The organism is Chitinophagaceae bacterium (assembly GCA_016713085.1).
Lineage (GTDB): Bacteria > Bacteroidota > Bacteroidia > Chitinophagales > Chitinophagaceae > Lacibacter.
In genome coordinates, this window is the sequence record JADJPV010000002.1 from 1146536 (window position 1) to 1169932 (window position 23397).

General features: G+C 39.3%; 22 protein-coding genes and 2 pseudogenes. 14 read left to right on the forward strand and 10 right to left on the reverse strand.

Annotated features, from left to right (window positions below):
- The first annotated feature begins 2 nt into the window (after positions 1-2).
- The 7 genes from IPK31_18020 to IPK31_18050 all read left to right on the forward strand — a co-directional run bounded on the left by IPK31_18020 (position 3) and on the right by IPK31_18050 (position 6250).
- Entirely contained in the window at positions 3-737 is a 735-nt protein-coding gene (locus IPK31_18020) for a hypothetical protein (GenBank protein MBK8089664.1), read from the forward strand.
- A gap of 8 nt (positions 738-745) precedes the next feature.
- The gene (locus tag IPK31_18025; GenBank protein ID MBK8089665.1) at positions 746-1879 is read left to right on the forward strand and encodes a lactonase family protein; all 1134 of its coding nucleotides are present in this window, start codon (positions 746-748) and stop codon (positions 1877-1879) included.
- Positions 1870-2253, forward strand: a complete 384-nt coding sequence (locus IPK31_18030) for a RidA family protein (GenBank protein MBK8089666.1) — start codon at positions 1870-1872, stop codon at positions 2251-2253. The genes IPK31_18025 and IPK31_18030 overlap by 10 nt, the downstream gene beginning before the upstream one ends.
- Before the next feature lie 123 nt (positions 2254-2376).
- The gene (locus IPK31_18035) at positions 2377-3327 is read left to right on the forward strand and encodes a pyridoxal-phosphate dependent enzyme (GenBank protein ID MBK8089667.1); all 951 of its coding nucleotides are present in this window, start codon (positions 2377-2379) and stop codon (positions 3325-3327) included.
- Between the two features lie 11 nt (positions 3328-3338).
- The gene (locus IPK31_18040; protein MBK8089668.1) at positions 3339-3926 is read left to right on the forward strand and encodes a hypothetical protein; all 588 of its coding nucleotides are present in this window, start codon (positions 3339-3341) and stop codon (positions 3924-3926) included.
- A gap of 208 nt (positions 3927-4134) precedes the next feature.
- Positions 4135-5634 carry a DUF2271 domain-containing protein gene (locus IPK31_18045; GenBank protein MBK8089669.1) on the forward strand — a complete coding sequence of 500 codons (1500 nt, stop codon included), beginning with the start codon at positions 4135-4137 and terminating at the stop codon, positions 5632-5634.
- The gene (locus IPK31_18050) at positions 5591-6250 is read left to right on the forward strand and encodes a PepSY-associated TM helix domain-containing protein (GenBank protein ID MBK8089670.1); all 660 of its coding nucleotides are present in this window, start codon (positions 5591-5593) and stop codon (positions 6248-6250) included. Before IPK31_18045 ends, IPK31_18050 begins: the two co-directional genes overlap by 44 nt.
- Positions 6251-6328: 78 nt before the next feature.
- On the opposite strand, the gene IPK31_18055 is transcribed toward IPK31_18050, so the two are convergent.
- From IPK31_18055 to IPK31_18075, 5 genes are all read right to left on the reverse strand, one after another.
- Positions 6329-6907: a hypothetical protein gene (locus tag IPK31_18055; protein MBK8089671.1), complete on the reverse strand. Its 579-nt coding sequence runs from the start codon at positions 6905-6907 to the stop codon at positions 6329-6331.
- A gap of 156 nt (positions 6908-7063) precedes the next feature.
- The gene (locus IPK31_18060; GenBank protein ID MBK8089672.1) at positions 7064-8098 is read right to left on the reverse strand and encodes a rhodanese-related sulfurtransferase; all 1035 of its coding nucleotides are present in this window, start codon (positions 8096-8098) and stop codon (positions 7064-7066) included.
- Positions 8099-8311: 213 nt separating this feature from the next.
- Positions 8312-10771 (reverse strand): carboxypeptidase-like regulatory domain-containing protein, encoded by a 2460-nt coding sequence (locus tag IPK31_18065; GenBank protein MBK8089673.1) that lies wholly within the window; start codon positions 10769-10771, stop codon positions 8312-8314.
- A 36-nt stretch (positions 10772-10807) separates the two neighbouring features.
- Positions 10808-11164 carry a hypothetical protein gene (locus IPK31_18070; protein ID MBK8089674.1) on the reverse strand — a complete coding sequence of 119 codons (357 nt, stop codon included), beginning with the start codon at positions 11162-11164 and terminating at the stop codon, positions 10808-10810.
- Between the two features lie 26 nt (positions 11165-11190).
- Entirely contained in the window at positions 11191-13632 is a 2442-nt protein-coding gene (locus tag IPK31_18075) for a penicillin acylase family protein (protein ID MBK8089675.1), read from the reverse strand.
- Between the two features lie 321 nt (positions 13633-13953).
- Between IPK31_18075 and IPK31_18080 the strand changes: the two are divergent.
- The 5 genes and pseudogenes from IPK31_18080 to IPK31_18100 all read left to right on the forward strand — a co-directional run bounded on the left by IPK31_18080 (position 13954) and on the right by IPK31_18100 (position 17025).
- Positions 13954-14565 (forward strand): annotated as a pseudogene (locus IPK31_18080) (tRNA-(ms[2]io[6]A)-hydroxylase).
- 206 nt (positions 14566-14771) lie between these two features.
- Positions 14772-15784, forward strand: a pseudogene (locus tag IPK31_18085) (N(4)-(beta-N-acetylglucosaminyl)-L-asparaginase).
- Between the two features lie 2 nt (positions 15785-15786).
- The gene (locus IPK31_18090; protein MBK8089676.1) at positions 15787-16533 is read left to right on the forward strand and encodes a copper homeostasis protein CutC; all 747 of its coding nucleotides are present in this window, start codon (positions 15787-15789) and stop codon (positions 16531-16533) included.
- Complete coding sequence (locus tag IPK31_18095) at positions 16517-16729, forward strand: hypothetical protein (protein MBK8089677.1); 213 nt, start codon at positions 16517-16519, stop codon at positions 16727-16729. Before IPK31_18090 ends, IPK31_18095 begins: the two co-directional genes overlap by 17 nt.
- On the forward strand, positions 16726-17025 hold the full coding sequence (locus IPK31_18100) for a hypothetical protein (GenBank protein ID MBK8089678.1): 300 nt from the start codon (positions 16726-16728) through the stop codon (positions 17023-17025). Before IPK31_18095 ends, IPK31_18100 begins: the two co-directional genes overlap by 4 nt.
- Before the next feature lie 56 nt (positions 17026-17081).
- Here the strand turns inward: IPK31_18100 and IPK31_18105 are convergent, their stop codons facing one another.
- The 4 genes from IPK31_18105 to serA form a co-directional block, all read right to left on the reverse strand.
- A complete protein-coding gene (locus IPK31_18105; protein MBK8089679.1) occupies positions 17082-17507 on the reverse strand; it encodes a hypothetical protein in 426 nt (141 codons plus the stop codon).
- A gap of 137 nt (positions 17508-17644) precedes the next feature.
- Positions 17645-18355, reverse strand: a complete 711-nt coding sequence (locus tag IPK31_18110) for a DUF2071 domain-containing protein (GenBank protein ID MBK8089680.1) — start codon at positions 18353-18355, stop codon at positions 17645-17647.
- The gene (locus tag IPK31_18115; GenBank protein ID MBK8089681.1) at positions 18352-19626 is read right to left on the reverse strand and encodes an NAD(P)/FAD-dependent oxidoreductase; all 1275 of its coding nucleotides are present in this window, start codon (positions 19624-19626) and stop codon (positions 18352-18354) included. Before IPK31_18115 ends, IPK31_18110 begins: the two co-directional genes overlap by 4 nt.
- A 181-nt stretch (positions 19627-19807) precedes the next feature.
- Positions 19808-21046 (reverse strand): phosphoglycerate dehydrogenase, encoded by a 1239-nt coding sequence (gene serA / locus IPK31_18120; protein MBK8089682.1) that lies wholly within the window; start codon positions 21044-21046, stop codon positions 19808-19810.
- Between the two features lie 145 nt (positions 21047-21191).
- Between serA and IPK31_18125 the strand changes: the two genes are divergently transcribed.
- Together IPK31_18125 and IPK31_18130 are read left to right on the forward strand one after the other, a co-directional pair.
- Positions 21192-21899 carry a serine hydrolase gene (locus IPK31_18125; protein ID MBK8089683.1) on the forward strand — a complete coding sequence of 236 codons (708 nt, stop codon included), beginning with the start codon at positions 21192-21194 and terminating at the stop codon, positions 21897-21899.
- Complete coding sequence (locus IPK31_18130; GenBank protein ID MBK8089684.1) at positions 21896-22357, forward strand: serine hydrolase; 462 nt, start codon at positions 21896-21898, stop codon at positions 22355-22357. Before IPK31_18125 ends, IPK31_18130 begins: the two co-directional genes overlap by 4 nt.
- Before the next feature lies 1 nt (position 22358).
- Here the strand turns inward: IPK31_18130 and IPK31_18135 are convergent, their stop codons facing one another.
- On the reverse strand, positions 22359-23345 hold the full coding sequence (locus IPK31_18135) for a cation transporter (GenBank protein ID MBK8089685.1): 987 nt from the start codon (positions 23343-23345) through the stop codon (positions 22359-22361).
- Positions 23346-23397: the final 52 nt, after the last annotated feature.

Consider the following 23397-nt stretch of genomic DNA (forward strand, 5'->3'; position numbering starts at 1 on the left):
CTATTCTGTATTGGTTTGGCTGGTTCAACTTTCTGATGGTAATTGTTTGTGCTGTCATGATTCAGGTTGATCCTGATAATAGTGTACTGGGCATCAATACATGGATCAAACCAATGAAATTTTATCTCTCCATTGGAATTGTGAGCTGGACATTCAGCTGGCTGCTGGTTTATATACAGAAGCAAAAAGCAGTTAAACTATTTTCAGTTGTAACTGTGATTACGATGCTGATTGAAATGATCATCATCACCTGGCAGGCTGCTAACGGGCGGCTCTCACATTTCAATGTAAGTTCTCCACTTTACGGAATGCTTTTCAGTATCATGGGAATTGCAATTGCCACTTTTACTTTATGGGCACTTTATATTGATATTCTTTTCTTTAGACAAAAAGAATTTCCATTGTGGATGACTGATGGATACAAATGGGGAATCCGTTGGGGAATATTGTTCTTTGTCATTTTTGCCTTTGAAGGAGGATTAATGGCAGGAATGCTGCATCACACAGTTGGTGCTGCTGATGGCGGTGAAGGTTTACCAATACTCAACTGGAGCAAATCATACGGCGATCTTCGCATTGCACATTTTTTTGGCATGCATTCATTGCAGCTGCTGCCGTTTATTGGCTTTTACTTTGCCAAAACAAAACTGCAGATCAACCTGCTTTCACTGGTGTATTTTATATTTATAACATTACTTTTCTGGCAGGCATTAATGGGATATCCATTAATCAATTAACTTGCCGCATGAACAAAACAGTCTTAGCCATATCCCTTGGATTACTTTCTTTTTTTTCAGTAAATGCACAGGATGTTTACCTTCTTATCGGAACTTATACCACAGCAGGAAGCGATGGTATTTATGTATCGAAATTCAATTTACAAACAGGCGAAAGTAAAATCGTCAGCTCTGTAAAAACATCCAACCCATCTTACCTTGCAGTTACTCCCAACAAAAAATTTGTGTATGCGGTGAATGAAGATGATCCCGGTGGAATTTCTGCATTCCGTTTCAACAAAGACTCCGGTACATTAACCCTGCTGAATAAAAAAATAAGTGCAGGTGCACATCCCTGTTATATCAGCATCAACAAAAACGGAAAGAATGTAGTTGTTGGAAATTACAGCAGCGGAACCATTGCTGTATCGGGAATTAACTTTATCGGATCAGTCAGTCAGCCACGCCAGGTAATTCAGCATAAAGGAAGCAGTATAAACAAACAACGCCAGGAAAAGCCGCATGTACACTCCACGGTTTTTTCGCCTGATTATAAATATCTGTTTGCATCTGACCTCGGCATTGATAAAATTATGATTTATAAAGTTGTGCCGGAAAGCGGTGCATTGATCCCTGCAGAACAACCCTTCATTAATGTAAAGCCCGGTGCAGGCCCAAGGCATTTTGAATTTCATCCCAATGGAAAGTTTGCCTATCTCATGGAAGAACTTTCAGGAACTGTAAGTGTGTTTGCCTATGCTGATGGGAAACTCACATTACTGCAAAACACTTCTTCGCATCCAATGAGTTTTAATGGGGCATACGGATCAGCAGATATTCATGTTTCACCCGATGGACGTTTTCTGTATTGCAGTAACCGTGGTGATGCCAACTCCATTGCAATTTTCAGTATTGATCAGCAAACTGGCATGATCCAGATTGCAGGCTTTCAACCAACTCTCGGTATTCATCCAAGAAATTTCACCATTGATCCAGATGGTAATTATTTACTGGTTGCCAACCGTGACAGTGATGAAATCGTTATCTTCAGAATAGATAAAAAAACAGGTTTGCTTGATGATACCAAAAAGCGGATTAAAATTTCCAAACCTGTTTGTTTGAAATGGATCACCAACATATCAGCATACGAATCATGGAAATAAAAAAAATCTATCCCGAATCAATGCCTTATCCAAAAGGCTACTATTCTCCTGCTGTTGTGCATAATCATACGGTTTATGTAAGCGGGCAATTACCGCTCAATGAAAAAGGCGAACCGCAAATTGCAAACATTGAAGATGAGGTTCGCCAGTGCATGAAAAATATTGAAACGATATTAACTGCAAGCGGCAGCAGCCTGCAGCATATTTTAAAAGTGAATGTATTTATTGCTGATATCAGCAACTGGCCGAAGTTCAACCAGGTGTTTGCTGAAATTATGGGCGATCACCGGCCTGCACGAATTGTGGTTCCATGCAACCAGCTGAACTATGGCTGCGGTATTGAAATAGATTGTATTGCTGCGGTAGCTGAATAAAGATTTTGCCGGTAAGTCGGTAAGAAATGCAGAAAGCTGTTAATACTTAATATTATTTACCGCCTTCCCTTCTTCCCGGCAATAAAACATTAGTGCACTGCTTCAACTAATAATCGTAAACCAATGAGCATATCCAAAGAACAGATCATAGAAGCACATGAACGGATCAAACCATTCATTCATAAAACGCCTATGCTAACTTCAAAAACGCTAAATACATTTTCAGGTGCTGATTTATTTTTTAAGTGTGAGAATTTTCAAAAGATCGGTGCTTTTAAAATACGTGGTGGAATGAATGCCGTGCTGACCCTGCCAAAAGAGAAACTGAAGAACGGAATTGCCACACATTCATCGGGCAATCATGCACAGGCAATTGCTTTTGCTGCACGACAGGTAGGAACAAAAGCATATATCGTTATGCCCAGCACTTCACCAAAAGTAAAAGTAGATGCAGTGAATGGCTATGGTGCTGAAATAACTTTCTGCGAACCAAATCAGCAGGCAAGAGAAACGGCTTTGCAGAATATTGTTGATAAAACAGGGGCTGAATTTATTCATCCTTACAATGATGAACGTGTTATTACCGGCCAGGCAACCTGCGCTAAAGAATTGATTGAAGAAATTTCCGGGCTCGATATGATCCTTGCTCCTGTTGGTGGCGGCGGATTACTCAGCGGTACATTGTTAAGTGCTCATTATTTTTCTCCTGCAACAAAAGTATATGCCGGTGAACCCGAAGGTGCAGCAGATGCAGTGTTGTCATTGAAAACAGGAAAGATTGAAGCCGCTCCTTTTGTGAATACGATTGCGGATGGATTATTGACCAAGCTCGGTGATATTACCTTTCCGATCATACAGAAATATGTAACAGACATTCTTACTGTAAACGATGATGAAATGATTGCTGCTTTAAGACTTGTCTATGAACGGATGAAAATAATGATAGAACCAAGCTCTGTGGTTCCCTTTGCCGCACTGATGAAAAACAAAGAATTCTTTACAGGCAAAAAAGTGGGCATCATTTTTTCGGGTGGCAATGTTGACTTGAAGAAATTAAGTGAGTGGTTTGGGTAAAAAATATACTTATGGGTTTAGACAGCGTGGAATTATTAATGGAGGTAGAAAACTATTTCAGGATTCAAATACCTGATCCTGTTGCAGAAAAAATAGCCACAGTCCAGAATATGGTTGACACAGTAGCCATTTACCTGAACATAACTTCAGATGAGCGAAAATTGCAAAATGAAATATTTTCAAAAATCTCTGATTGTATTTTAAAAACAGATACGTCAGCTTCTCAAATTATGATGTCAGATTTGATCTCGAACTATTTATCGCCCGTAAATAAAGACAACTGGAAAACATTTCAAAATTTACTCGGTCTTGAAGTACCTAAGCCGACTGTGGTTAATACTGCCAGTAATAAGTTCAGTGATAAATTGAAAAAATTGATTAACTGGACTCCGATGTATGATTGGAATACAATTACCATAGAACAATTCACAAATGCAGTCTGCGCCAATAATTATCTCACTTTGTTGAATCAGAACAACATTACCTGCAAACATGAAATTTATATTGGGGTAATGGGTATTACAGTTGATAAAATTGGCGTGGAATATTATGAGATTTTACCTGAGAAATCATTTACCAGTGATCTTGGAATTGACTAACATAGATATCTGAAAAATTACGGTCAAAGCAACTTACCAGCGATCAAGCCTTTTACTTTGCACACAAATTGAATGTTAGTAGGCATTCCAACAAACACATCTGTTAGTTATTCTCTTTTTAACACTCTCCCCGCAAATTTTATTTCCAAACATCGTCCAAACGAAATAAGATTTACTTTTATCCTTAATTATTGTAATATTCTTTTCTATGAAATCAGTTGCCTTTGTCCTTTCATTTATTTTTCTTTTCGCAGGTATTGTTTCAGCAAATTCCGGGGTTAAGTCAAAAAAAGTTCCCCGTTCGTATATTTCCCATTATGAAAATGTACTGGGTACATCTATGGAACTGAAAGTTTCCGCCACATCACAAAAACAGGCTGCACTGGCAGAAGCAATAGCACTGGCTGAAATAAAACGCCTGAACAATATTCTCAGTGGTTATGATGCTAACAGTGAGTTCAGCCAATGGATGAAAACCTTCAATCAACCTGTACATGTTTCAAAAGATCTGTTCACGGTACTGAGTTTATTCGATCAATGGCGCATGCAAACCAATGGTGTACTGGATGCTTCAGCAGAAGTAATCGGTAAATTATGGAAACAGTCTGCAACAGATGGACATATTCCGACAAAAACCGAAATCAACAGTGCAATCCTGCAGGTAAAACAAACACATTGGAAATTAGATACAACCAGTCAAACCGCAACACATTTAACCAATACCCCACTCCGTTTAAACTCTTTTGCAAAAAGCTATATTATTCAATCAGCCACCAATGCAGCCATGTCTGCTGCTAAAATCAATGGTATCCTTTTAAATATTGGCGGTGATATGGTTATTACAGGCGACATGAATGAAACCGTTCAGATCAGTGACCCCAAAGCCGATGCAGAAAATGACGCACCGATTGATCAATTACTCATCAGCAATAAAGCCATTGCCACCAGTGGTAATTACCGCCGTGGCGAACTGATTAATGGAGTTTGGTATTCACATATAGTTGATCCTCGTACAGGACAACCGGCCAATGACATTATCAGTGCAACAGTCGTAGCTCCATCTGCTACGGATGCCGGTGCATTGGCAACTGCATTTAATGTACTCACTCCTGCTGAATGTGTTACTCTTGCTGCAACTGTACCGGGAGCTGAATATCTCCTCATTACAAAAAATGGTGAACGTATTGAAAGTACCAACTGGAAATCACTGGAACTGATTGTACCGGCAACCTCCACATCAAATCATTCTACACAAAAAGACTGGAAAAATGAATTACTCGTTACTCTTGAACTGAGTCAGCAGCAGGGATTTGCCAAACGTCCTTTTGCAGCGGTATGGGTTGAAGACAGCAATGGCGCAACAGTAAAAACAATTGCCCTCTGGTACAACAAACCCCGCTGGCTGCGTGATTTAAGAGAATGGTACCGTGACAACAGCGTTGCCTATTATAACAATCCGGCAGACTATGTTACCACCACCAGTGCAACCCGATCACCAGGAACTTATACGTTGAAATGGGATGGTAAAGATGATAAAGGAACTGTAGTGAAACCCGGTAAGTACACCGTTTATATTGAAGTGGTGCGTGAACATGGAGGTTATGATTTGCTGCACCAGGAAATCAATTGCAATGAAACTGCTCAGAAATATAATTTGAAAGGAAATGTTGAAATTGCAGGAGTCGCCATCGACTACAGAAAAAAATAATTCAGGGAAAAGTAAACGGCAGATCGTTTGGGAACGCAATATCGCACAGCTGTCGAGATGGTTGCACATTTATGTATCCATGATCAGCTTTGCGATTGTGTTTTTCTTCGCTGTAACAGGATTAACCTTAAATCATCCTGATTTTTTTGCAGGTGAATTAAAATCTTCCAATGAAAAAGGAAAGCTTGATTCAAACTGGGTGAATAATACTGATACCACAAAGATTGCCAAACTGGAAATCGTAGAATATCTCCGCAAAACACACGGCATTAAAGCTGCACTGGCTGAATTCAGAATTGATGATGCACAATGCAGTCTTTCTTTTAAAGGCCCAGGTTATGGTGCAGATGCATTTATTGATCGTACAAGTGGCGAGTATGAAGTTGCACTTATGCAGGCAGGTTTTGTTGGTGTGCTAAATGATCTGCACAAAGGAAGAGACAGCGGATCGGGCTGGTCGGTACTGATTGATGTGTCTGCTATCTTAATGACCCTGGTTTCACTTACAGGTATTATCCTCATTCTATATATTAAACGGAAACGAGTAAGCGGATTGCTGATTGCTGCAATTGGATTGATATTGGCGTGGCTGGTTTGGGCGATTTGGGTAAAATGAGAAATTATATTTCCATTTTCTTCACTCAGGAAATAATATGTCCGTTTGGCATTCTTGCGTCACTCCTGAACATTTTCTTTAGTGGTCAATTTTAGATCCCCTCAATAAATCAAAATATTCTTTACCAATTTCTTCATCTACAAAATTTATAGATATTGTCCAATCATATCCATTTTGTTGACGATTATACCAATAATTGTGCATTTTAATATTGGTGCCTGGATACATTATCTCAACATAAAATTTTTCAAAAGAGGCTCCATCAATTACCTCACGTGAGGATAATGTATCAATAATTTCAATATTACCTTTCTGATCTTGAAGCGATTTAATAATGAATTGTTTATTTAGTTCGTGATTTTTAACCCAGACACTATAAGGTTTATCAAATTTATTAATTGTACTACTGAAACCGTTAAGCCGGTCATGAAGAAATATAAAAAGAGTTTCATATTCCCCTATTTCATCTTTTGTTACTTTTAATTTATCAACAGTCACCTTTTGCAATGAATCAATTTGCTGTTTATCAAGAATTTTGGATGATGGTGGTATTTTTAAAGTCCAGTTAACCTGACTAAATCGCAACTCATCAGGTCGCTGTTGTGCGTTACAAGCAGACAAAAAAAGAATTAAAAATAAGTGCGTCATGTTTTTCATAAACTTAAATTTTACAAATGAAAAACACCTCAAGTTAAGTGCTTTTGTTATTATTGACGAAACCCGACTCATTAGTTCTTTTTAAGCTTTCGTCTATGTCTTAGGAGCCGATACAAATTTATTGCTCATCTTTTCGAGTATGGCAATAACAGCATCCTACTCCCCTTTCAACCCCTTCAATCTCGCTTTCGCCTTATTAAACACATTTCTTCCTTTATCAATTCCGCTACGTAAAGCTTTCTGTTCTTCTTCGGGTAAATGAATAAAGTCGAGACATTCCTTGCTGCAGGTTCCTTCCATTTTTTCCTTGCACTCATCGCATTGTATAAACAGGAGGTGACAGGCATCATTCACACAGTTCACATGTGTATCAGCAGGTTTACCACACTGATGACAGTGGGAAATAATTTCTTCTGTCACTCTCTCTCCAAGCCTTTGATCAAACACAAAATTCTTTCCGTGAAACTTTACATCAAGCCCTTTCTCTTTTGCCTGGTTTACATAGTTGATGATACCGCCTTCTAAATGAAACACATTCTTAAATCCTTTGTGCAGCATATAAGCACTTGCCTTTTCGCAACGGATACCTCCTGTGCAATACATAATGATATTCTTGTCTTTATCTGCACTCATCATTTCTACTGCCATCGGTAATTGTTCACGAAAAGTATCGCTGGGTATTTCAATGGCCTGTTCAAAGTGGCCTACTTCATATTCATAATGATTACGCATGTCAATCACCACGGTGTTAGGATCATTGGTTAATTGATTAAACTGTTCTGCATTCACATACCGGCCTTTATTGGCCATATCAAAAGCCGGATCATCAATTCCATCGGCTACAATTTTATTCCGCACTTTTATATCCAGTACATAAAAACTTTTGCCGTCATCATCTACAGCAATATTCAAACGTAAGCCGTTTAGTGGTTTAATGGAATAGAGATAGGTCCTGAATGTTTCAAAGTTTTCAGTCGGCACACTGATCTGTGCATTAATACCTTCATGCGCCAGGTAAATTCTTCCCATCACACCCAAGGCTGAAAAATCTTTATAAAGTGTATCACGAAAAACCGGAGGCTCGTCAATTTTAAAATAACAGTAAAAGGAAATAGTGGTACGTGGAGTGGGATCGTTGATAATACGTTCTTTCAACTCCCTGCGGGAGATGCGGTTGTGCAGTTGTGCCATCTTTAATGAATTTTAGTCCTTTATAAAAGCTTTGAACCCCAATTGCAGGTTGGGCAAAATTCTAAAGCGGTGCGAAGGTAGGGAAAGTCAGAAAGAGAATAGTCCGCAAGTCAGAAAGACGCAGTAAAAAAGTCATTGAGGTTGAAATATCAGAATCACTCTTTCTGACTTCCTGACTTCCCGTCTTTCTGTCTTTCCGTATTCCCGGCAAAACTAATCATCTGTCCTGCTTATATTAAACGAAGTGCCAAGCCTCACTTCATAAACAGGTCTTTTGCCCTGCTGATAACCGCTAACAAGATCAACCCGGAAAAAACGGAAAATATTTTCCAACCCAATATGCCATTCAGCATAGGTTTGTTTGGGCAGCCACATGGCGCTTGCACCGGCAACTAAATTCCAGTTCAGCTTTTTAATTCCCGGAATTTTATTGGTAAGAAATCCATTGAAATGATGTTCTGCAAATGCAGCGCCGTAAAAGGACTCTTTATTGCTGTATAAATAATAAGGAGTCAATTGAAAGATACTCAGATAATCAGTTGATATAAACAAACGGTTACCGGGAAAATGTTTCATATCCTGTATCAGTACAGATTTTCTATTGAGAAAACCTCCAGCCTGTAAACGGTAATTGAACCGGCCTGCCAATTTCAGGTTAAGATTATCACGAACAGTGAGTTGCCATTTGTCGTAATCAATATCACTTCCAAATAATCCGTTGATACCCTTTGTGTATTGCAAATTGAACGTCGGCCAGCTTGAACCGATGTTGATGGTTCTGTCTGGAAACTCAATATATTTTGATTTTGGCTGAATGCTTACACCTAATGTTAATACACTTGCCTGGTGACGGATGAAATTACCTGCAGGGTTTTCAGCCGGATAATTTGCGGTATATGATTTCAGTTTTTTATTGCTCCAGCTGTACTCAGTTGTGTTCTGTAAAGGAATCCTGTCTTGGTATTGAAAATTTCCAAACACTGTAAACCCTGCTCCTACTCCTTTACTGAAACTGATGCGGCCATAATTGGCTTCATACAATTTCATGAAATTATTCTTATACAATAAGCTTGAAAATGTATTCTGCATTGGTTCAAGAGGGTTTTCATTGTTGTGCTGAAAAATCCTTTTACCACCGCTCACAGAAACGTTGGAGAAATATTTTTTGCCAAAGTTGTAGCGAACTGTTCCCCATCCGTAAAACTGTTCACTGCTGAAGCCATAGCGCAGATGCGGAATGATGGTTAAACTTTTCCTGTCAGTAAATTCTTTTCTGATGGTAATTGGCACATCCAGCACCAATCCTTCAACAGTATTAAAACTTACACCCTGCAATAAAGAAGGAACAGTATAAGTAAGTTTCTTTTTTTGATTACTGATTGTTTTACCGCCAAACAGAATATTGCTGAACTTAATCTTATTATTGATCCGGTCGAGCGAATCAAGGTAATGCGGATCGTTCCGTAATTGTTCGAGGCTGTCTTTTTTGATATAGTCTCTTTTCTCCTCTACCGTTAATGGTAACGGACGGATGCTGTCCCAGTAAGTGATTGGTTTTTTATTACTGCCTGTTTCATACTTAAGAATGGTGTTGCCAAAATCTTTTTTGGTAAAGGAAGGATCAGTATTGAAGTTGCGGTACACATTGGCAAAACTTCCATACGCATCAAATCCAAAAAATTTCACCGCCGGAATAAGAACCTGGCTCTGCAATACCCATTGATTCACTCCCAGCATCTGGTACAATTGTTCAATGCGTACTGTATCAGCAAAACTCATCTGGCTTTGTTTGGTCAATGTCATCTCCAGACTGTGAATGCGCCATTCATCTTCCACGATGTTGATATAACCATTGAAACAGGGCTCGTATTTGCGCTTGGGAGTTACTTTAATTTTGTTGATGAGTTTTCCTTCTTCCACAAACGCACCTTCATATTTATAGCGGTAGAAGTTCAATGCATTTTCTGCAATAGGAGAAACAAATCCACGGGGATTGAGTGCATTGCTGATCTGTATATTATTTTCATAAAACGACAGGAACCCGGCACCGGCAAAACCAAATCCATCTCTCTGCCCGCTCACTCTTGTACTGATTACATCAATCTTTACTTTATTGGGTTTATCAACAGAAAGTTTAGAAACAGTTTCAGATAGATAGATCATCTTTCGTTTGCTGCTGTCTCCATCTTCAAAATCTACTTTCTGCCCAAAGAATTGTTTGGGGAAATCCCTTAAGTTCATCACACCCTTGCTGTAAACTTCACATTGAAAAGCATCATTCTCATTCAGGTATTCCTTTCTTTTTTTGATAGCTTTGCGGATGATGGCATAGGCAGGATCTTCTGCACCGGCTTTCACCACTACTTCTTTTAAACTCACTGTCTGTTCTTTCAAAGTAAAATTGAGTTCAAGGTCATCTGTACCAACAGTGATGGTTTTTTCCATCCGTTCATAACCAACATGGCGGCAGATGATCGTATAAGTGCCGGGATCTAATTGAAAAAAATAACTGCCCTGATTATTAGCTGATGTTCCTTCTTTTTTCCCTTTAATTGATATGGAAGAAAATGGAAGCGCCTCTCCTTTTTCATTACTGATTTTACCGGTTATTTTTCCAGCAAAAACAGTTGGTGTAATGAATGCGAATAAAAGGAGAAGAGATGTTTTAATCATTACGGCGAAAATACTCCTGCGATTGTTAGCAAAAAACTAATTCTGTTCAGCCTTGCTTTTCCGCAGATAAGAACCCGCCAAAGCTGCAAAACCTGCAACCAATCCACCAATCAAACCTGTAACTGACATAATGAGTGCATGAGAATGCGATTTAAACAGCATTTCAGATATTTTCATGGACAGCAGGTGATTGTTATTCATGTCAATGGACAATGCAAGGATAACCCACATAATGAATACAGAACTGAAAGCTGCAGTAAATGCTGCAAGCGGTTTTAGCGGAAGCAATGCTGCAACAATAAAGGCAGCAATAGCAATACTCCACCAGGGAAAATATAATCCGGCAGCATAACTTAAAAGAGCAGTGAGTATAAAGGCAACGATAAATTTCATGTTGTGCAATTAATTGGTTCAGATATTTATCCTTTTTTAAATCGAAGAGTCCATTTCACTTTCTCATTCTTCTCCTCTCCCTTCTTCATCATCCATGCTTTGTAGTATTCACCTTTGGCCCAGGTATCAACAAAATTATCATAGAACTTACTGCCGGGGTTACCGCTTTGTCCGCCGGGATACACTACATAAGATTCAGTTTCTTTTGTAAGCTGAACAATCATGCGCCAGCTGGGGCCATGACTTTTGGTAACAGCATTTACAATATTTCCGTTTCCTCCAACTGGAATGCCTGTTCTTGCAAAAGGCATCACGGCTGTTTTAAGTAAATGATAAATCGTTGGGTCTTTATGTTTTGTCCATGAAAGTCTTCCCGCCCGTTCTTCAGTCTCCAGATCAAACGATGCTTTTTTAATGGCTTTGGTTACTGCATCAAACAAGGTTTCTTTCAGTGGGGTATTAATGTTATCAATAAACAGCATCGCTGAATCTTTCTTCAGCAGTTCCATTAATGTTTCTTCTTCGGGCCAGTTGGCAGAAGGGGTTACCCTGGTAATATCATCTTTCCAAATTTCCACTTCAAGACTGTCCCACCATGTTTGAAAAACAGTTTGACCTGTTGAGTTAGGTCCTGCATATAAATCCCAGTTACGCAGCATCTCCACATACTTCTTTGCATTTGCATCCAGCTCATTTTCCCGTACATACGACAATAAAATCGTTCTTGCATCTTCAGCAAACGTATTAAAGTAATCGTACTGCAGTTTCTTCATATCATCTGGAATAATTCCAGTCATAGCGGCTAACCTGTTTGTGATAGTAATACCTCTCGGTGTAAGATAGCTGCCGGGAATAAAATAGGGATAGGTTGAATCGGCAGGTCGCTGATTGGCACTTTGCAAAAATCCCTGAACCGGGTTCTTGCTGTGCGGGTTTTCAGCCTGCGGAATAAATCCCTGCCACATAAAACTGCTGTCCTGTCCGGGCATTACAAACAAGCCCTGCCCATTCCAGCGTGCAGGAAATTTTCCCTGCTGCCAAATAGCAATATCACCGGCTTTGGAAGCAAATACAAAATTCTGTCCGGGGCATTTGAAGAACTTGATGGCCTCAGCATACTCATCGTAATTTTTTGCACGGTTCAGCATATACAATGTTTTTCCTTCATTGCTTGGATCATGTGCTGTCCATCTTACTGCCAGTGATTTTTTATTACTGATTTCGTTGGAAAATGTTTCATCAAACATAACCGGGCCAAATACAGTGTAAGCAACGGTATCTAAATACTCAGCCCCGCCTTTTACCTTGATTGTTTCAACACGTTGATCAGCAGTTATCCATTGATTATTGAACCAGTATTCTTTTCGGGTTGCATCTTTGAATTTGATTTCATAATAATCTTTCACATCACGCTGGGCATTAGTAACTCCCCATGCAATGCTGTCGTTAAAACCGATGATGATATAGGGAGTTCCGGGAAGTGATACTCCGTACACATTACTTGATGGTGTTTGCAATTGCATTTCGTACCAGATGGAAGGGAAAGAAAGTTCCAAATGCGGATCGTTACAAAGAATGGGAACTCCGCTTTGTGTTTTTGAACCGGCGACCACCCAGTTATTACTGCCGTTATTGATATCCGGTTTAGAAACTTCCTGGTATTTCACCACATCTTTATTACCGAAGTAGATTGAATCGGCTGTTGTTGGTGCAACAGGAACAATGCCGGGGTTATCAAAGATTGTTCCTTTCGGTACAATCGGTTCCAGTGAATCATGCACCTGGGGATAAATCATTTTAAATTCATCCATACTGAACAGTGATTTGGCATTGGTATTCACAATATCATTCTCTGTTCCTGATGACAACATCTTCGCCATCATCTTTAACAGCAATGCTGTTTTAAGGTTTGTCCATTTGTTGGGCTCATAATCGAGCAGCTTATATTCAATAGGAATAGAGTTTTCCGTTAATGTACTGATGTATGCATTTACTCCATTGCTGTAAGCATCAAAAGCCATTTTACTTTCAGGATCATTCTCCACTTCTTTCAATGCTTTTTCAGCTGCATATACCATTCCCAGCCTGCGTTGTTCCCTGTCGTAATTAATTGCTTTGTCACCAATCACTGCGCTTACATTTCCTGCTGCTGCTTCTGTTTGAAAATCCATTTGCCACAAACGGAATTTAGCGTGCAGAAATCCCTGGATGAAATATAAGTCTTCATCATTTTCTGCAAACACATGCGGTATCAATCGCTCATCAAAGTAAACATTGGCATTTCCTTTCAATGCAGGGAATTTTAAATCCTGGCTGAAATTTTCATTGGCCGGTTCAGCATTTTGCCAAAACCCGTGTTGCGGACTTAAGAATTTTCCTAACGGAGGTGCAGGTCCTATTTTGGTATTAAGAGCGTACACAAGACCGATAGTAATTGCAGTAGAAACCAGGATGGGAAGCAGTCGCATAATTATTGGTTATAAAATTGGAAATTAACTAAAAAGCACATGATTGCCAATTCATGCAGACAGATGTTACAAAGTTTCTGTTAACACCTGCTACCCTATAACCGCTTTGTTGTATTGTTCTGTTCAAAAAACATGCTTCTATTTGCAATATCAATACCCATTAACCTTATCGTCTGTACTTATTAAAACTGAATTATCTGTAACCGGCCGTTCCTAACCTGCAGATGAAAGCTTTTTTTGGTTTTTTGGATTTCTTTTGACGGGCTCACTTTTTCAGGTGAGCCTTTTTTATTTTATACTCCGTAGCTGTACTTTTACAAAATGCAGGAAGAAACTATTGATGTAAAAAATATACTCGGCTTACAGTTACCTACAGATCCCAGGTGGGTGGATCTTACTTCTATTTCACTGGAAGCCATTTTAACAGATCATGCCTATTGTGAGCAGAAAGCAGCAACAACTTGTATTACACTCATTCAGCGTTACAGCGAATACGAAAAGCTCATCACAGAACTTGCTCCCATTGTTACAGAAGAATGGGGACATTTCCGTTCGGTACTGACTGAATTACATAAACGTGGATTAAAGCTCGGACGCCAGCGCAAAGATGTGTATGTAAATGAACTGCTTTCGTTTCAGAAAAAGGTGGTCATGTAGATGATCGTTTTTTTAGATGAACTTCTGACAATGGCGTTGATTGAAGCAAGAAGCTGTGAACGTTTTAAACGGTTGAGTGAAGGATTAAACGATAATTATCTGCGCAAATTCTACCGCAAGTTTATGGAAAGTGAAGCCGGCCATTATACCCTCTTTATTACCATGGCCGAACATTACCTGCCCAAACCAAAAGTGCGGAAACGCTGGAAAGAATGGCTGGCTTTTGAACAGGATCTGATGAACAGAATGGAAATAAGGGGCGACAGGATTCATTAAAAAATCCTCAACTTTTTCAAGTTGAGGATAGTATAGGGAAGTGTCCCCTCATAGGGTTTAGGGTGTTAGAAACGGCCATTTCTCCGATTTCTGTCTTCTTTATGGTATCGGAACCTTTTAACAGACCAAGACTTTTCAACAAGGTTTAATGGTGTATGAAAAAAAACAAAATCAACATACATTCACCACTCATTAATATACAGGCAATGCTCAACAGAAGAAAATTTATCCAGCTAACAGGATTGTCAACCGCATTTTTATCAACCAGAGGTTTTGCCGGCAGCGTTGTTTCAGGTAAAGGGCCATTGGTAATTTCAACCTGGGCACAGAATATGAAAGCCAACAAAGCGGCATGGGAAATTTTAAGTAAAGGAGGGTATGCATTGGATGCAGTGGAAGCAGGTGTAATGGTTCCCGAAGCTGATCCAACAGATGTAAGTGTTGGTTATGGTGGTTACCCCGACCGTGATGGAAAAGTTACACTCGACTCCTGCATCATGAATGAAAAAGGCCAATGTGGTGCTGTAATGGCCATTGAACATATTATGCATCCCATTAAAGTTGCAAGATTAGTGATGGAAAAAACGCCGCATGTGCAATTGGTTGGAGAAGGTGCTTTGCAGTTTGCTTTAACAGAGGGTTTCAAAAAGAAAATCTGCTCACACCTGAAAGTGAAAAAGCATGGAGAGAATGGCTGAAGACATCAAAGTATGATCCCATGACCATTCCAAAAATTCTGGAAAAAACCAATCAGCAGGAACCTTATCCATGGCCGGTAGCTGCTTTAAATCATGATACGATCGGAATGATTGCAATGGATGTTAACGGAAATTTCAGCGGCGCATGTACTACAAGTGGCATGGCTTTTAAAATGCGTGGCCGTGTAGGTGATTCACCCATTATTGGTGCAGGATTATTTGTTGATAATGAAATTGGCGCTGCTACTGCAACAGGTGTTGGTGAAGAAGTGGTGAAGATCTGCGGTTCACATACTGTAGTGGAAATGATGAGGCATGGAGCAAGCCCTGAAGATGCCTGCAAAGAAGCCGTAAGAAGGATTGTAAAAAACAATGGCGTTAATGCAAAAAATGTACAGGTAGGATTTATTGCCGTTAATAAAAAAGGTGAGTATGGTGGCTATTCAGTGATGAAGAATTTTTCGATGGCCATCAGAACAAAAGAATTGGAAAAATCTATTGATGCAAAAAGCTGGTTTTAAGTATGATTTACAAATTAGAAGTCATTGCCTTTAACATTGAAAGCTGTTTACTCATTCAGCAGGCGGGAGCACACCGTATTGAATTATGTGATAACCCGGGTGAAGGCGGCACTACCCCATCATATGGACTATTAAAAAAAGCAAGGGAGCATGTTTCCATCGATCTGTTCCCAATGATTCGTCCGAGAGGCGGTGATTTTCTTTACAATGATGATGAGTTTGAAATAATGAAAGAAGATATACTGCGTTGTAAAGAACTGGAATGTGATGGAGTAGTAATTGGTTTGCTGAATGCAGATGGAACTGTTGATGTAAAAAGAAGTGCTGAGTTAGTTGAACTGGCACATCCGCTGGGGGTTACATTTCACCGTGCATTCGACCGTACAAAAGATGCATTTGAAGCATTAGAAACATTGATCGATATTGGTTGCGAACGTGTGCTTACATCCGGATTAACGCCCAATGTTACTGAAGCAACTGAAATGCTTACTAAACTGATTAATGCTGCTGATAACCGCATCGTTATTATGCCGGGCAGTGGTGTAAGAAGTAATAATATCCAGGAACTGGCACAAAAAACCGGCGCAGTTGAATTTCATACATCAGCACGAACAGTGATTTCAACAAAAATGAACTACATCAATCCATTGATGAAGGAAGAAATGAAAGCAGTGATGGCAGATGAAGAAGAGATCAGGAAAACATTATTGGCACTGGAAAGTTATAACAGTTATGAACCTCCGTTCTGAAATACTGGCAGAACATTCAAAAGCACAGGCTGCAAAAATTGTTGAATGGATTGGCGACTCACAACAACGCTTTGATGAACTGGTAAAATTGTTTCTGCATGATGAATACCGTGTAATACAACGTGCAGGATGGCCGTTGAGTTATGCAGCAATTGCCCATCCACAATTAGTAAAAAGCATTTACCTGTCCTGGTGAAAACGCTTCGTAAAGAAAAACTGCACAATGCAGTCAAACGAAATATTGTACGCCTGTTACAGGAAGTTCCCATTCCTGAAAAGCTTCATGGTGAAGTGATGGATACCTGTTTTGGTTTTGTTGCTGATGTGCAGGAAGCAATTGCAGTAAAAGCTTTTTCATTAACTATACTGGAAAACTTATCAAAACAATATCCGGAAATAAAACACGAATTAAAAGTGATCATTGAAGAACGCTGGGATTATGAAACAGCTGCTTTTCATTCAAGGGCAAAAAAGATTTTAAAGAATTTATAATAAAAGAGGTGATATGATATCATATCACCTCATCAGTATTTTTCAGCAAACAATCATCAGGCAGCTTTTTTACCCATTCCCAGGTACGCTCCAATTACAGCACCAACAATTGCAGAGATAACAGTGGATGCGGCAATATCAACTGCCATTGCAGTTGTATCCCACAGGTTTAACTGTGCGTACATCATCAGGTCAATTGCTGTTCCCATTAACAAACCAACAATTGCGCCTGTAGTAGCTCCGGAAACAGCTGAGCTTACATTGCTTTTGTTCAGAATGTAAGAAAACAGGAAACCCAATGCAAGATTACCTGCAATCATCGCCCACCAAACCATATCTGTTTCGGCACGGAAAGCACCGGAACTGTTATTGCTGTGTGTTTGCATAAAACTCATCAGCAACATGCCATAAATCAGCCATCCAAGGAGGAAATTAGCGACACCACCAATAATACCTCCAATAATAAACTTGTTTGTGTTCATGATTTTGGTTTTAAAATGAAAAAATGAGTGATAAAAGATAATACATAAAAAATATTCTTTTTCTCATTTTTCTGCACAAGATTGCAGATAACTGACCCATGATAACTGTCTGGAGAAAAAAATGAAGTCACTTTAATTTATTCATGAGTGATCTTCCGTTCATAAACACTTACTGCTGACCCTTCGGCAACAAAAACAGAATCAGGCGCTGTTCCGTTCATAAAAGAAAACTCATTACCATACATGTGTCCGAAATCAGCTGTTGTTCTGTAATCAGTAACAGGATAAATATTCCAGCGGGGATGTGCAACACGGTATTCTCCGGCTCTGTTACCTTTCAAACTTGTATAACCCCAGTAATGTTCAAAGATGAATTCTTCCTTACTGCCGGTGTTTATTGGCAAAGGTTTAATTTCTGTTTTAACACTCAGTTCATAGTTCGGCTGTTTACCCCAGTTGAAGTGTAAGATTCGTTTATCCGTTTCAGTAACTGAACTGCTGATGGGTGAATAGGCATACTGTTCCTGGTAAATTAATTTTGCAATCCAGGTAATCATTCGTTTCGGAACAAGTTCGCTGATGAAAACAACTCCACGTTTATACGTTCCGTTTTCTTTATACTTTACATAAAACCGCAGATTTATTTCTTCAAAGTTTCGGTGAAACGGAAATCCAATTCCCTTCACTTTTGTATGCAGAAAATGAAAGGCAACAAAGCTCACATAACATTTCCCTTCAAAATGATCAAGCTCTATTCCTTTTGGCAAATAAGGTAAAAGAATTTCTTCCGGCACAACATAGTTCATCATAATCAGGTTGCGCCATTCAGCTGTAAGGAAGGGTTTCATTTTAATGATTTATCGGGTACACGGTAAAATTCTTTAAAGATCAAACGAAGGTTCTGATCATAGGTAACATAATTGTACAGCCAGTTACTGAATACAAAGAAGCGGTTCTTTACACCAAGTATCAGCATTAAATGCAATCCCATCCAGATGAGCCATGCAAAGAAACCACCGAAATGCAATTTCGGTTTTGGCACATCTACCACTGCTAAGTTTCTGCCAACAGTTGCCATTGCACCTTTGTCTTTGTAATGAAATTCTTTCAATATTTTTCCCTGCTGAATTCTTGTTAAGTTTTCTGCCAGTAAACTTGCCTGCTGAATTGCAACCGGCGCCACCTGTGGCAAACCATTTGGGAAAGCCGCATCTTCTATATAAGCAATATCACCAATGGCAAATATTCCCTGCGTTCCCTGTACATAATTGTAGGGGTCGACTTTAATACGGTTTCCTTTTGCAATTAAACTTTGATCAATTCCAGCCGGGATATTTCCTTTAATACCGGCTGCCCATATTACCAGAGATGATTGAATGGTTTGACCATCTTTTAATGTAACTGTTCTGCCATCATAATCATTCAGCAATGAATTGGTCATGACTGTTACGCCTAATCTTTGCAGGTATTTCAAACTGTCTTCGCTGCTTTTTTCACTCATAGCTGCAAGCGTCTTGCCAGTTCCTTCCAGCAAATAGATATTCATTTTGCTGAAATCCAGTTCAGGATAATCCTTTGGCAATACATACTTTTTCATCTCAGCAATAGCACCGCTTAGCTCCACTCCTGTTGGTCCGCCACCCACCACAACCACATTCATTAAACGTTGTAAATCTCCTGCAGTATCGCTATGCAATGCATCTTCAAAATTCTGAATCAGTTTATGCCGCAGTTGCAATGCTTCTACAGTTGACTTCATTGGGAAAGCATATTTCTCCAGTTGTTGATTGCCGAAAAAATTGGTTGAAGCGCCTGTAGCAATCACGAGATAATCTGAACCATAACTGTCTTCGTTTGTAATTACCTGTTTATTGACGGTATCAACAGTTTGTATTTCCGCCATGCGGATTTTAATATTCTTACTGTTTTGAAAAGCCTTGCGTAAAGGGAAAGAAATATTTGATGCATCCAGTCCGGCAGTAGCTACCTGGTAAAACAAAGGCTGAAACTGGTGATAGTTGAATTTATCAATGAGTGTTACTTCAAACCCCGGTTTATTATTAAGAAGCCGTGCCAGACGTAAACCTCCAAAGCCGCCGCCAAGTATTAAGATTTTCATGGTTGATTGATTGATGGGTTAAAGTTACGATATTTTCAATAATTATTGAAAATAAAAGAAAATATTGATTGAATAATATCAAGGCATAAGTCTATTTAGCTTTAAAATACATAACCCCGGCCTAAAGGCCGGGGTTATGTATAAAGTATGCCGGGCTTTAGCCCTGACACTATTTTTAAGATTAATACACCATCCTCACTTTAATCGTTTCTTTCACTTCCTTCAGCAATTCAACCGCTTTTTTGGAAAGATTACGATCCACATCCAGAACTACATAACCTATCTGGTCATTGGTTTTTAAATACTGTCCCAGGATGTTGATATTATGCTTGCTTAGTTGAGTGTTAATCTGACTCAATACACCCGGCACATTTTTATGAATATGTAAAATGCGGTGGGTTCCTTCCTGTATCGGCAAAGCCAGTTCAGGAACAGTATGTGAGCCAATGGTAATTCCCTTTTCTAAATACTGAACGAGTTTATTACTTACATCTTCACCAATATTCTGCTGTGCTTCTTCTGTACTTCCACCAATATGCGGAGTAAGAATTACATTGGGCAAATCCTGTAAAGGTGTTTGAAAACGATCGCCATTCTTTTCAGGCTCCCATGGGAATGTGTCAATGGCTGCACCTGCAATATGTTTATCAAGAATGGCTGCACGCAACGCATCAAGATCAACCACTTCTCCCCTTGCATAGTTTAACAGAATGCCTCCTTTTTTAAACTGTTTCAGTGTATTTTTATTGATGAGATTTTTTGTTTGATTGGTTTCAGGTACATGAAGTGAAACAATATCGGCACTGTTCAATACATCTTTCAGATTTCTATACTGCTCTGCATTTCCTAACGGAAGCTTGGTAACGATATCATAATAAATTACTTTCATTCCCAAGGCTTCTGCCAAAACACTTACCTGGCTTCCGATGCTGCCGTAGCCAATGAGACCAAGTGTTTTTCCACGCAATTCATAACTGCCTTTTGCATCCTTGTTCCAAATACCTTCATGTGCAGCTTTGTTTTTATCTATAATACGGCGAATAAGAACAATACTCAACCCAATTACCAGTTCAGCCACACTTCTTGTATTACTGTAGGGGGCATTCATCACTACCACACCTTTTGTTGTAGCCGCTTTTAAATTAACCTGGTTCACTCCAATACAAAAACAACCGATGGCCTGTAGTTTATTGGCAGCTTCCAGTACTTTTTCAGTAATCATTGTTTTGGAACGGATACCCAGCAGGTGAACATCCTTGATTTCTTTGATCAATTCCTCTTCACTCAAAGCGCCGCTGAGCTTTTTCACACTGGCATAGCCGCTGTCTTTAATGTTTTGTACCGCTGTTTCACTGATATTTTCAAGTAAAAGAATCTTGATTTTTTCTTTGGGGTAACTGGTCGTTTTTTTTTCCGCCATAATTTTATGCTATTTGCTTATTTGGCAACGCAAATATAGTTTAGAGAAGTCAACTGAAACATGACCAAACAAACTTTCATTTAACACAACACTCAAACAGAGATTGGCGTTAGATGGAAACAAAATCCAAACGGAGAACCACCAAATGAAGATCCAGTTCAGCAAACGAACGATCATTATACTTGCAGGTATTGTACTCACTTCCTGCGGCAGTTCATCAACCGGCGAAATATCAGCAGGCGATTCACTGGCCATTGCTCTCTCTTCTCCGAAAAAAATATCCCCTATTGAGTTCAGAAATATTTACCAGAAAGTAGAGAAGTTTTATGACAGTGCTCTTGGCAGAACGGGCTTTAACGGAGGTTTTTTGGTGGCCAAGAACGGTAATATCATTTTTCAAAAATATGCAGGCACTGTCCGTATCGGGCAAAAAGAACCGGTTACAGATTCCACCACTTTTCATATTGCATCTACCAGCAAAACATTTACCGGGATGGCTGTACTGAAACTGGCAGAAGAAGGAAAGCTGAACATCAATGATTCGCTGCAGAAATTTTTTCCCCAGTTCCCCTACTCCGGTATGACGGTAAAAATGTTATTGAGCCAGAGAAGCGGTTTACCCAACTATGGATATTATCTGGAGAAATTCAACTGGGATCAAAAAGTAAAAATTTCCAATGCAGAAGTGCTGAATACACTGATTGAATACAAACCCGATCTGCAGTTTACCATGAACAGGCGGTTCAACTATTGTAATACGAACTTCGTTCTGCTGGCACTGATTATTGAAAAAGTATCCGGCAAATCATATGCAGATTATCTTGATCAGACTTTTTCAAACCACTGCATATGAATCACAGTTATGTATTTAACTGGAACGATTCAGCAACTGCCACACCCTCTTACATGTGGAACGGGCGAAAGGAAGCATATACTTATCTGGATTTAACTTATGGTGACAAAAACATTTACAGCACGGTTACTGATCTGTTGAAATGGGATCAGGCATTGTATGAAAACCGCTTATTTAAAAAAGCAACGCTGGATTCTGCATTTACTCCTTACAGTAATGAACGGCCGGGCATTCATAACTATGGACTGGGGTGGAGAATGTACACCCTGTCAAACAATAAAAAAATCATTTATCATAATGGATGGTGGCACGGAAACAACGCTACCTTTTACAGGTTGATATCTGAAGGAGTTACCATCATCATTTTAGGTAATAAATTCAACCGGAATATTTATCATGTAAAACCATTGATTGAAACACTCACTCCTTTACGTTTCAGTTACGAAAGTGATGAATAAATTATTCAGGAAAAGAATGTTTCTTATTGGGCAATAAGTTCGATCTGCTCCATTCAATTTGCTGCACAAATTTTTGTCTTCGGAGTTTGCAATCAGAAAGCAAACAATAACTGCAGCTTTTTTCAATACAGGGATCAGTATGAATAAAAAATTCAATACTGCCTTTTTCAAAACTTTCGTTCAACAGTTTATCCAGTATGGTTATTTCATCGTGAACCTCTTCCAGTGAAAAATAGTAAGGCATGGTTACATGGCAATCCACATGATAATAATTGCCATACCGCTGTACTCGGAGATTATGCATATCTATCCAGTTTGCATGCCTGTTCTTCTTTAAGATCAGCACCAGTTCATCCACAACATTCATATCAACCTCATCCATCAGCCCACGAACAGATTTATTCATCAGTTTAACACCTGTATATATAATTATGCCGGCAGCAATAACTGAGGCCAGCGGATCAATCCACGAATAACCTGTGAGCAGGATGAGAAGGATGGCCGCAATTACCCCAATACTTGTATAACTGTCGCTCAAAATATGCTTTCCGTTTCCTTTTAAAATCATGCTGTTCTGCTGTTTCCCTTTTTGAACAAGGAAATAACCCAGCAGGAAGTTCGCAGTACCCGTTGCTGCGGTTAACCATGCACCGGTATTCAGTTCATGCACCGGAATGGGGTTAAAATAGAACAGAGCTGCCTGGATCAAAATTCCGATTCCTGCAATCAGGATCATGGCTCCTTCAAAGCCAATGGAAAAGAATTCAACCTTGCCATGACCGTAGGGATGCTCAGCATCACGGGGTTTGTTCGACAAATAAATACTGTACCAGGCAAAGGCTGCCGCAACCACATTAATGATTGATTCAAGTGCATCAGAAAGTATAACCAGTGAATGTGTAAGAAAGTAGGCCACAAATTTTACCGCGCAGATAACTGTGCTGATGATAAATGAAAGCCTGATAAAAGAAAGTTCCTTTCTGTTCAATTGATGGGCGTTTAGTTCGGCGAATATATCTACTCTTTTTCTATTAGAGGTT

What these genes read in the sequence shown, in the direction of transcription:
- IPK31_18045 (MBK8089669.1), top strand. Translation starts at nt 4,135, where the DNA reads ATGAAATCAGTTGCCTTTGTCCTTTCATTTATTTTTCTTTTCGCAGGT.
- IPK31_18030 (MBK8089666.1), top strand. Translation starts at nt 1,870, where the DNA reads ATGGAAATAAAAAAAATCTATCCCGAATCAATGCCTTATCCAAAAGGC.
- IPK31_18070 (MBK8089674.1), bottom strand. Translation starts at nt 11,164, where the DNA reads ATGAAATTTATCGTTGCCTTTATACTCACTGCTCTTTTAAGTTATGCT.
- IPK31_18040 (MBK8089668.1), top strand. Translation starts at nt 3,339, where the DNA reads ATGGGTTTAGACAGCGTGGAATTATTAATGGAGGTAGAAAACTATTTC.
- IPK31_18065 (MBK8089673.1), bottom strand. Translation starts at nt 10,771, where the DNA reads ATGATTAAAACATCTCTTCTCCTTTTATTCGCATTCATTACACCAACT.
- IPK31_18105 (MBK8089679.1), bottom strand. Translation starts at nt 17,507, where the DNA reads ATGAACACAAACAAGTTTATTATTGGAGGTATTATTGGTGGTGTCGCT.
- IPK31_18090 (MBK8089676.1), top strand. Translation starts at nt 15,787, where the DNA reads ATGATTTACAAATTAGAAGTCATTGCCTTTAACATTGAAAGCTGTTTA.
- serA (MBK8089682.1), bottom strand. Translation starts at nt 21,046, where the DNA reads ATGGCGGAAAAAAAAACGACCAGTTACCCCAAAGAAAAAATCAAGATT.
- IPK31_18130 (MBK8089684.1), top strand. Translation starts at nt 21,896, where the DNA reads ATGAATCACAGTTATGTATTTAACTGGAACGATTCAGCAACTGCCACA.
- IPK31_18115 (MBK8089681.1), bottom strand. Translation starts at nt 19,626, where the DNA reads ATGAAAATCTTAATACTTGGCGGCGGCTTTGGAGGTTTACGTCTGGCA.
- IPK31_18095 (MBK8089677.1), top strand. Translation starts at nt 16,517, where the DNA reads ATGAACCTCCGTTCTGAAATACTGGCAGAACATTCAAAAGCACAGGCT.
- IPK31_18050 (MBK8089670.1), top strand. Translation starts at nt 5,591, where the DNA reads ATGTTGAAATTGCAGGAGTCGCCATCGACTACAGAAAAAAATAATTCA.
- IPK31_18075 (MBK8089675.1), bottom strand. Translation starts at nt 13,632, where the DNA reads ATGCGACTGCTTCCCATCCTGGTTTCTACTGCAATTACTATCGGTCTT.
- IPK31_18110 (MBK8089680.1), bottom strand. Translation starts at nt 18,355, where the DNA reads ATGAAACCCTTCCTTACAGCTGAATGGCGCAACCTGATTATGATGAAC.
- IPK31_18125 (MBK8089683.1), top strand. Translation starts at nt 21,192, where the DNA reads ATGAAGATCCAGTTCAGCAAACGAACGATCATTATACTTGCAGGTATT.
- IPK31_18035 (MBK8089667.1), top strand. Translation starts at nt 2,377, where the DNA reads ATGAGCATATCCAAAGAACAGATCATAGAAGCACATGAACGGATCAAA.
- IPK31_18025 (MBK8089665.1), top strand. Translation starts at nt 746, where the DNA reads ATGAACAAAACAGTCTTAGCCATATCCCTTGGATTACTTTCTTTTTTT.
- IPK31_18060 (MBK8089672.1), bottom strand. Translation starts at nt 8,098, where the DNA reads ATGGCACAACTGCACAACCGCATCTCCCGCAGGGAGTTGAAAGAACGT.
- IPK31_18055 (MBK8089671.1), bottom strand. Translation starts at nt 6,907, where the DNA reads ATGAAAAACATGACGCACTTATTTTTAATTCTTTTTTTGTCTGCTTGT.